The following is a 9,898-nucleotide window of genomic DNA, read 5'->3' as shown; positions in this document are numbered from 1 at the left end:
CGGCTTGAAAAATGGATTCCCGCTTTCGCGGGAATGACAGCAAATGGCGTCTTTGGCCCGTCCATGTCATTCCTGTGTAAACAGGAATCCAGAAACTGCGAAACCATAGCTGAGAAGAAAGATACAAATTATGATACAATTATTGGAGGTATTTAATGATAGAAATAACTTTCATAGTGGAAAAAGAAGAAGAATATGTAGGCAGTTCCGGAGGCTATTGCGCTCGTGCGGAGGGATATTCTATATTTACGGAGGGTGATACGATGGATGAATTAAAGGAAAACATAAAAGACGCCCTCAGTTGTCATTTTGATAATGAAGAGGATATCCCTCAAATAATAAGACTGCACGAGGAAACAAATGAGCGTTTTTAATGAACAATTCATTATAGACGATAATGGAAAACGTACAGGAGTAATCCTTCAGATAGAGGACTATAAAAAAATACTCGAAGATATGGAAGAATTGGAATCAATTCGAGCCTATGACGCGGCAAAGACATCAGGGGATGAAGCGATACCATTAGACCAGGCTATCAGGGAAATAGAAGCAACCAGAAAGTGAGTTACGAAGTTCTCATTTTAAGGAGGGCACAGAAAGAACTATCCGGTCTAAGTGATGATACATATAATAGCCTTAAGAAGGCATTGCAGTCTCTTGGAGATGAGCCAAGGCCATATGGTTCCAGAAAGTTAACGGGCAGAGAAGGTTGGCGTATTCGTGGTGGAAGTTATCGTATTATCTATAAGATTGATGATTATAAAAAGGTAGTAACCATCTTAAATATCGGTCATCGTAAGGATGTTTATCGGTGAGGAAATACAAGCATTTTGCTGATTATAAAGGGTACCGATATCCGTTGCTATCTTACAACAAAAATGGAATTACAAATCTGAGAAATAAAAGGAGAATCTATGATAACATAGTAGAGCTTATAAAAAATACATCAAATAGATTACAATAACCGGAGGTCATTAAGATGGAATTTACAATAAAGACACCCAATAAAGAGGGTCTGCTAACACTGGATGAGGATCTGACGATACAGAACGCCGTGGAGATAAGAATCATGCTCATGAAGGCTATTGGCAGCGTAAGTCATACCGTCCTGGATATGAAGGACGTCGTCTCCGTGGACGTATCGTTCCTTCAGATCGTAGTTGCGACGTTGCGCAGCGCCGAGGCATCGAGGAAGACCATAGGCGTTGTCAACAGCGCACAGGCATTCAGAGACGTGGTTGAGCAGAGCGGCTTTACGCACGTCGTTAAGAATTTGTTGAACGAAAAATAAGAAAAATTATTGTTAGATATAGGAGGGTTATATTATGGGCAAGACTATAATGACGGTGGATGACTCGGCAAGTATCAGACAGATGGTTAGTTTTACCCTCAAGGGTGCGGGTTATACCGTTGTGGAGGCCGTTGATGGCAAGGACGCACTGGTCAAGCTCGGTACAAACACGGTGCAGATGATTATAACCGACCTCAATATGCCCAACCTCGACGGCATAGGACTCATCCGTGCCGTGAGGGCCAATCCGGCTTTTAAGTTCATACCAATAGTCATGCTCACCACGGAATCGCAGGATACCAGGAAGCAGGAAGGCAAGTCAGCCGGAGCCACAGGCTGGATCGTGAAACCATTTAAGCCGGAACAACTACTGGCGGTCATAAAAAAGGTGCTGGGATGAGCGAAGCAAGCGAAGGTCTTGATGCGGGCAGAGAGATATTCAAGGAGGAAGCAAATGAGCTTCTAACCGAATTAGAGACGTCGTTACTGGAACTTGAGGAGACCCCCACGGATGAGGAACTGATCGGGCGGGTGTTCAGGGCCATGCACACGATAAAAGGCTCCGGGGCCATGTTTGGCTTTGATGACATAGCGCACTTCACCCACGAGGTAGAGACCGCCTTTGACATGGTCAGAACCGGCAAGATGCTCGTTACCAAGGAACTGATGGACCTCACCCTGCGCGCAAGAGACCAGATACGTGCCATGCTTGATGGCATATCCGTCGATGAGGCCGTATCAAACGAAATCATCGCCGCCCTAAGGGCGCTGATGGTTGGCTCGGTCGTGGAGGATGAGGAGCCTCAGGGGGAAGAGGGCGGTCAACAGCAGAGGCCACCCAGGGCAGAACACCAAAAAGAAGAGAGCGAATCGGTAACGTACCGCATCCGTTTCAAGCCGCACAAGGAGCTGTTCCTGACGGGTTCAAATCCGATGCTGATGCTTAACGAACTGCGTGAGTTGGGTAACTGCGTGGTCATTGCCCAGACTGACGCCGTCCCTGACCTCAGCGCCCTTGATGCCGAGGCGTGCTACACCTCCTGGGATATAGTGCTGACCACCACCGCAGCCCAAAACGCCATAAAAGACGTCTTTATCTTCGTACAGGACGTCTGTGACCTGAGCGTTGAGGTCATCGAGGCAGACAGTCACATGCTGGAGGAGGAGAGGCACCTCAAACTCGGCGAAATACTGATATCACGCGGGGATGTCTCCCTGGTGGAACTCCAGAGGGTCCTGGGCAAGCAGAAGCGCGTCGGAGAGATACTCGTAGACTCCGGTATCGTTAAAGAGGACCAGATACAGTCGGCCCTGGTAGAGCAGCAACACATCAAGGACGTCCGTCAGCAGCGTGCCAAGCAGGAGTCGATGGCCAGCATCCGGGTGCCATCGGAGAAGCTCGACGGCCTGGTAGACCTCGTCGGCGAACTCGTCACCGTCCAGGCGCGTCTGACGCAGACCTCTGCCGCCTTCGGGGATTCCGTGCTGTCGCTGATAGCCGAAGAAGTGGAACGCATCACCTGGGAACTCAGAGACAGAACCATGGGCATACGCATGATGCCTATTGGCGGAACCTTCAGCAAGTTCAAACGCCTCGTGCGAGACCTCTCCAGCGAACTGGGTAAGGATATCGTTATGACCACCGACGGGGCCGAAACCGAACTGGATAAGACCGTCATAGAAAAACTCAACGACCCGTTGGTGCACATCATCCGAAACAGCATCGACCACGGAATCGAACCCCCTGATGTACGCCTCAAGGCCGGTAAACCAAGACACGGCACAGTACACCTGGCCGCAGGACATTCCGGGGCAAACGTCGTGATCCAGATCGACGACGACGGCGCCGGACTTGACACGGAGGCAATACTCAACAAGGCCATCAAAAATGGCATCATCACCCCGGAGACCGAACTCTCTGAAAGGGAAATTTTTTCGCTAATCTTTGAGCCGGGCTTCTCCACCGCCAAGAACGTCACAAGCGTATCGGGCAGGGGCGTGGGGATGGACGTCGTAAAGAAAAACATAATGGCCCTCCGGGGCACAGTTGACATAAAGAGCAAAAAGGGCGTCGGTTCAACTATAACGCTGAAACTGCCCCTCACCCTGGCCATCATAGACGGACTGCTGGTCAAGATCAGCGATGACTTTTATGTCATCCCCCTGTCGGTGGTGCATGAGTGTGTGGAGTTGACGCGCAAGGACATCGAAAAGTCACACGGACGGCATATCTCCTATGTGCGTGGGGCCATCGTGCCCTATATACGCCTGCGCGAGTACTTCATGCTCGACTCCCCGGCGCCGGAGGTGGAGCAAATAGTGATCACGGAGGTGGAGGACCAGAGGGTCGGCTTTGTCGTGGATTACGTTATAGGTGAACATCAGACGGTTATCAAGTCTCTCGGAAAGCTGTACAAGACCATCGAAGGCGTCTCCGGGGCAACCATCCTGGGAGATGGCACCGTGGCGCTCATCGTGGATGCCCCCAAGCTCGTCAGTGCCGTGAAACTCGATGGCGTGGAGGCCGTCGCGTAAGCCGATGACATAGATAATTGGTAATAGTACACCCCCCCTAAGAAGAAGGAAAGAAAGGGGCGGCTCCGCTTCTTGGCGCTCCAGGGGATGAGGCAGGGCGGTCTGCCATAAAAGTCGCACCTGGCACCCTTCAGAGCCTCCCTGCAAGGGGAGGGGCGAGCCGCCCCAGGCACATATGGGCGCAAAATACCATTTCCTGTCATTCCCGTGAAAACGGGAATCCATTTTTTAAAACTGTATTAAATGGCGATTTAGTTTGACAATGTCACATTCAAGTAAACATCAGGGATTGTCTGAACTAGGATTGATCACTTTGCTCCCTACAGTCGCCGGGCCGTTAAATCGTGGTTCAGACATCTTTTAATTGCAGAGTTTGTAATATGACATTGTCAAATTAGTAAAAAGTGCAAAAGTACGGTATTATGGCGTCCACCCAAAATTTATGCACCCCTGTGCCCGGGTGCCGTTGACAAGCAGAGATTAACTGTTACATACTACAATAAGTGCGGTCTTGAGCAGTAGGCGAATATCCTGGTTTAGGTGGATTGTATGTTTTAACCCACAATAATGACCATTGAACAATAAGGAGGCATAGCTATGGACAAACAGACTGAGGACACGGACACGGGTATAACCCGAAGGGATTTAGTGCGTGGTGGAGCACTTATTGCGGGAAGTGTTGTTGTAGCTGCATCAATGATCGCCTATTCCAAGACTGCCAAGAAGACCACAGACACCATAGGCGATAAAAGCATCCGATCGTTACCGGAGTTCAAGACAGTAACAATAGATCAAGGCAATGACATATTGATACGAATGCAGGATGAACTGCGAGCTGCTATGAAAAAACCGGTTGAACAGAGAAAATGGCAGATGGTTATAGACACTCGCAAGTGTGTGGGCTGCCATGCCTGTACTGTTGCCTGCATAGCCGAAAATAAACTCCCGCCTGGGGTTGTCTACCGACCTGTAATCCAGGAATTAAGCGGCAAATATCCCCTTCTGTCGTTACGTTATTTTCCCCGCCCGTGTATGCAGTGCGAGCTTCCTCCATGCACTGAGGTGTGCCCTGTAAAGGCAACATGGAAGCGTCCTGATGGCATCGTTGTTATAGATTATGACAAGTGCATTGGATGCAGATATTGTCTGTCTGCTTGTCCCTATGGGGCAAGGACAAGCGATTTCAATGAGAAATATACTGAAAACACACCCCGAATTCAGCCCTACGAACTGGCCGCCAACAACGAGTATGGCAAGGCATGGAACCGTAAGGATAATAACTCCCCGGTCGGTAACGCAAGGAAATGTCATTTTTGTCTGCATCGCATTGAAGTCGGTCTGCTGCCTCAATGCGTAAGTACATGTATAGGAAGAGCCAACTATTTTGGTGATGCCTCTGATGCAGAAACACTCGTCAGCCAAATGGCAGCAAAGACAAACAAGATAACGTTGCTTGAGGCCAAAGGTACAAGGCCCCAAGTGATTTACTTAATTTGAGGATAATAGCATGAAAGACAAGACATTTAAAATCATACTCACCCTGTGGGTGTTTGCCATAATAGCAGGGGGCATTGGGATAATTACAAGGATTCTGGAGGCAGAACGTTTTACAGGCTATGGCAGTTATGTCCCCTGGGGACTGTGGGTGGCCATGTATTTTCATCTTATCGGGATAGCCGGAGGTGTTTTTGCGATAGGGGGAGCCTGTTATCTGCTTAATGTGCCCGGCTTTCGACAACATTTCCCTTATGTGTGCATAGTGTCAGGTGCATGCATTATTACAGCGCTATTTGCTATATGGATTGACCTTGGTCATCCATTTAGGGCCTTTAGCATCATGATAACCCCAAACTTCAGCTCGATGATGACATTTAACGCATGGAGTTACAGCTTTTTTATCCTGATACTTGCTGCGTGCTTATTGCTTGTCAGAAAGAAATCAAGCCATAGGGATATTAATGACCCCAGCGGCTGGCTTGTGCCATTGATAATTCTTGGTATCTTCGCCTCATTTGCCTTTCCAAGTCAGAGCGGGGCTTTCTTCGGTGTCGTAGACGCTAAACCCTACTGGCAATCGGCTATTATGCCGATTCTTTTTCTCATCTCCGGTCTGACGGCAGGTTCGGCAGCTCTGCTCTTGCTGGATTGTATAACCGTTTGCGGTGCCGAATTTCCCGCAGGAAATGCTGCCAATGTATCTCGGGCGCCATTCAGTGTATTGAGGTGGATTACGGTATGCGGCATTATGGTCTACTTTCTGTTTGAATTTGCCGAATATAGCCTCGCTTTCTGGTCTCCGATCTCTCACACCCGTCAAGCCATCGAACTAATAATGTTTGGCCCGTTTTGGTGGGTGTTCTGGATTGTGCATGTGGGAGGCTCCCTGGGAGCAATTTATTTGATGATTGTGGGCAAATCCACCAGGGTTATTGGAGTTGGAGGATTGATTACCGTTATAACTTTTATCTCGGCAAGATTGAACATTCTTATACCAGGGCAGGCTATCTCGGAACTCAAGGGATTGAAAGAGGCATTTCACCACAACAGGCTTATATATGACTACCAGGCTTCTCTGAACGAGTATCTCGTTGCCCTGTTTATTGCAGCGCTGGTTGTGGCCCTGACTTATGGCGGTATAAAGTTGTTTTTGAAAACTGAGAACATGGGAGTAAGTCGATGAAAGATAAAACTATGTCCAGAAGAAACTTCATGGAACTTGCTGTTAAAGGAGGCACCCTACTTGGTGGCGTTTCAGCGGCAGGCGATGCCCAGTGCGGCATTATAAACAATTCCCGTCCAGATGCGCCTTATACACTAAACGAACCTGAGAACATTATATACACGTCCTGCCTCAACTGCAACACCGGATGTGGTATAAAGGTAAAGGTTCAGGACTCCGTAGCAGTTAAAATAGACGGCAATCCATATAATCCGTTTTCACTTGTGCCAAACCTGCCCATGACTACCTCGATATATGACGCTGCCCGTATAGACAGCGCTATATGTCCCAAAGGACAGGCAGGCATACAGAATCTCTATGACCCCTACCGCATCGCCAGTGTCTTAAAAAGGGCCGGTAAGAGAGGCGAAAACAAATGGGTGACAATCCCCTTCGATAAGGCCATAACGGAGATTGTAGAGGGAGGAAAGCTGTTTGCCCACGTCCCTGGAGAGGAAAATCGCCAGGTAGAGGGACTGCGATCAATTGGCGCATGCAGGGACAATTCGCTCATGAAGGCAATGGGGGAGGATATCAAGACACTTTGGAAGGAAAAAGACGCTGAAAAGAAAAAGGAACTGACGGCTGCCTTTAAAGAGCAATACAAAGAGTCCCTTCACATGCTTATAGACCCCGAACACCCTGACCTTGGCCCAAAGAATAACCAGTTTATTATTGCCTTTGGACGCTTGAAAAACGGACGTAAGGAGTTTTTATCCCGCCTGGCCGATGGCTTTGGCACAGTGAATCTACATGGACACACCACCGTATGCCAAGGTTCACTCTACTTTACCTGTAAGGCTATAAGCGAGCAATATAAACACGGCAAGTTCACAGACGGAAAGAAATTCTATTGGCAGGCAGACCTGGAAAGCTCGAAATATATCCTGTTTGTCGGCGCTAATCTGTTTGAGGCAAACTACGGACCCACTAACAGGACGGTACGTCTTATCAAAAACCTCAGCGATGGCGCTACGACATTTGCCGTGGTTGACCCCAGATATACAAAACTCGCCGGCAAGGCACAGATGTGGATTGCTATTAAACCAGGAGAGGACGCCGCCATGGCCCTTGCCATAATACAGTGGATGATAGGCAACGAGCGCATTGACAAGAACTTCCTGCAGTGTGCAAACAAGGCGGCGGCAAAAGCGGCAAAGGAGACCTCGTGGACAAACGCTTCATGGCTTGTCGAGGTGAAGGATGGCAAGCCTGGGAAATTTCTCCGCGCCTCAGACATCGGTCTTGCACAGGCCAGGAAATGCTCCGTACCTGATGAAAAGGACCCTGCCAAGGCCATAGAGTATGAAGAGAAATTTTTTGTTGTGATGGAAAATGGTGTATTAAAGGCATTTGAGCCTAACGACGAGGATAATCCCGTTGTCGGTGACCTGTTTGTTGACACTGAGATAGAGTCAAAGGATGGCTCTTCAAAGATGCATGTCAAGTCTTCGCTTCAAATTCTTAAGGAATCTGCACTTGAACACAGCTTCGATGACTGGTGTAAAATAGCAGGGATCAACCCCAAAGACGTCGTACACGTGGCAAAGGAGCTTACAAGCTATGGAAAACAAGCGGCAGTGGACATTCATCGCGGCCCGGCTCAACATACAAATGGCTTTTACAATGTCCTTGCCTGGATGTCCATAAACATGCTGCTTGGAAACTTTGACTACAAGGGCGGCATATCCAAAGCTTCTACATATGGATATGACGCAACCAAGGACGGTCCCTTTAAAATCGGCAAGATATCAGGCAAAATGGCTGCATTTGGCATAAGCTCCATACGCCATAACCTCGAATACGAACACACTACGTTATTTAAGGGCTATCCGGCAAAACGTAACTGGTATCCCCTGTCAAGCGATGTGTATGAGGAGATAATACCAAGCATAGGTGATGCTTATCCTTATTCCATAAAGGCTTTGTTTCTGTATATGGGCACACCGGCCTATTCTCTGCCGGCTGGACAGACAAACATTGATGTGCTTGCTGATGTGAATAAATTACCGTTGTTTTTTACATCTGACATATGTATAGGCACGACATCCCTTTACTCGGATTACATATTCCCGGATTTGACATATCTGGAGAGATGGGAGTTTCATGGCTCTCATCCCAATATGATAAACAAGGTAGAGCCGATACGCCAACCCTCTGTTGCACCCTTTACCGAAACCGTAAAGGTGTTCAATACGGAGACACCGCTTTGTCTTGAGTCTTTGACGATGGCCATTGGGGAGTTGCTTGGGCTGAAATCCTTTGGCAAAGGTGCCATAGACGGTAATTTTGACCTCACACACATGGATGATCTTTATCTGAGGGCAGTGACAAACACCGCTGTTGTTGGAAAACCTGTGCCAGATGCCTCAGAGGATGAAATCGAGATCTTCAAAAAAGCCAGACGCCATATCCCCAAACACGTCTTTGACTACCAGAGGTGGAAAAACATAGCGGGCGATGACCTTTGGCCTAAGGTCGTATTCATACTAAACAGGGGAGGGCGGTTTGAGGACCACAGCAAAGGATACGATGGCGATAAACTTGCTCACAGATATGGGGCGCTGATTAATATGTATCAGGAAAAAACAGCGACCAAAAAATACTCCGGCACTGGCAAATCATTTCCCGGCATTGCCAGGTACATTCCACAACGCAATTACATCGGGGAGTCTCTGGAGGGATACGAAAAGGGGTATGACCTTCACCTTATTACGCACCGCGTAGTTATGCATACGAAGTCGCGGACAGCATCCAGCTACTGGCTGCTTGCCCTTATGCCGGAGAATGCAATCGTGATAAACACCTCCGATGCCCAGAGGCTTGGCTTAAGCGATGGCGAATATGTCATGGTTGTCAGCGCTACAAATACCAAGGGGGTTTGGGATTTAAAAAATGGCGTAACGAAAGACATCGTCGGCAAGATATCAGTAACGGAGGCAATACGCCCTGGGGTGATAAGTTTTGCCTTGGGGTTTGGCAATTGGGCAACAGGCGGCAGCGATTGCGTAATAGACGGTAAGCTAATTAAGGGCGACAAGGCAAGAACGGCAGGTATCCACGCCAACGCCCTCATGTGGACTGATCCCTCTGTGCGTAACAACACTTGTTTGTTTGACCCTGTAGGTGGCAGCGTTTCCTTTTATGATACAAAGGTAAAGCTGATTAAGTACAAAAAGCAGCATAAATAAGTATACTGAAATGACACATGTTTTTTGTATCCTCTTTATATTTCATGGTAGCAAAAGAAAGAAAGGGGCGGTTTGTGGCAGGGGTGCCCCACCCCCTCCGCCCCCCTTCAGAACCCCCCGCAAGGGGAGGGGCGAGGCGCCCCGGCCACGAAGAAGTCCCCT

9 protein-coding genes are annotated in these 9,898 nt (G+C 48.5%); all 9 read left to right on the top strand.

What is annotated here, in order from left to right:
• Positions 1–155 precede the first annotated feature (155 nt).
• The 9 genes from HWQ67_RS07580 (at position 156) to HWQ67_RS07540 (ending at position 9,736) form a co-directional block, all read left to right on the top strand.
• Complete coding sequence (locus HWQ67_RS07580) at positions 156–374, top strand: type II toxin-antitoxin system HicB family antitoxin (protein ID WP_218252079.1); 219 nt, start codon at positions 156–158, stop codon at positions 372–374.
• Positions 361–564, top strand: a complete 204-nt coding sequence (locus tag HWQ67_RS07575) for a hypothetical protein (protein ID WP_218252078.1) — start codon at positions 361–363, stop codon at positions 562–564. The genes HWQ67_RS07580 and HWQ67_RS07575 overlap by 14 nt, the downstream gene beginning before the upstream one ends.
• Positions 561–815: a type II toxin-antitoxin system RelE family toxin gene (locus tag HWQ67_RS20450; protein ID WP_218252077.1), complete on the top strand. Its 255-nt coding sequence runs from the start codon at positions 561–563 to the stop codon at positions 813–815. The genes HWQ67_RS07575 and HWQ67_RS20450 overlap by 4 nt, the downstream gene beginning before the upstream one ends.
• A 164-nt stretch (positions 816–979) precedes the next feature.
• On the top strand, positions 980–1,291 hold the full coding sequence (locus tag HWQ67_RS07565) for an STAS domain-containing protein (protein ID WP_218252076.1): 312 nt from the start codon (positions 980–982) through the stop codon (positions 1,289–1,291).
• Between the two features lie 34 nt (positions 1,292–1,325).
• Positions 1,326–1,691 carry a response regulator gene (locus HWQ67_RS07560; RefSeq protein WP_040334141.1) on the top strand — a complete coding sequence of 122 codons (366 nt, stop codon included), beginning with the start codon at positions 1,326–1,328 and terminating at the stop codon, positions 1,689–1,691.
• Positions 1,688–3,826 (top strand): chemotaxis protein CheA, encoded by a 2,139-nt coding sequence (locus HWQ67_RS07555; protein WP_218252075.1) that lies wholly within the window; start codon positions 1,688–1,690, stop codon positions 3,824–3,826. Before HWQ67_RS07560 ends, HWQ67_RS07555 begins: the two co-directional genes overlap by 4 nt.
• 597 nt (positions 3,827–4,423) lie before the next feature.
• On the top strand, positions 4,424–5,323 hold the full coding sequence (locus tag HWQ67_RS07550; protein ID WP_218252074.1) for a 4Fe-4S dicluster domain-containing protein: 900 nt from the start codon (positions 4,424–4,426) through the stop codon (positions 5,321–5,323).
• Between the two features lie 10 nt (positions 5,324–5,333).
• Positions 5,334–6,506, top strand: a complete 1,173-nt coding sequence (gene nrfD, locus HWQ67_RS07545; RefSeq protein WP_218252073.1) for an NrfD/PsrC family molybdoenzyme membrane anchor subunit — start codon at positions 5,334–5,336, stop codon at positions 6,504–6,506.
• Positions 6,503–9,736 carry a molybdopterin-dependent oxidoreductase gene (locus HWQ67_RS07540; RefSeq protein ID WP_218252072.1) on the top strand — a complete coding sequence of 1,078 codons (3,234 nt, stop codon included), beginning with the start codon at positions 6,503–6,505 and terminating at the stop codon, positions 9,734–9,736. The genes nrfD and HWQ67_RS07540 overlap by 4 nt, the downstream gene beginning before the upstream one ends.
• Positions 9,737–9,898 lie beyond the last annotated feature (162 nt).

The organism is Candidatus Magnetobacterium casense (genome assembly GCF_019173545.1).
GTDB lineage: Bacteria > Nitrospirota > Thermodesulfovibrionia > Thermodesulfovibrionales > Magnetobacteriaceae > Magnetobacterium > Magnetobacterium cryptolimnobacter.
Note: the sequence above shows the minus strand (reverse complement) of the source record. Positions and strands in the feature narration are given on the sequence as shown.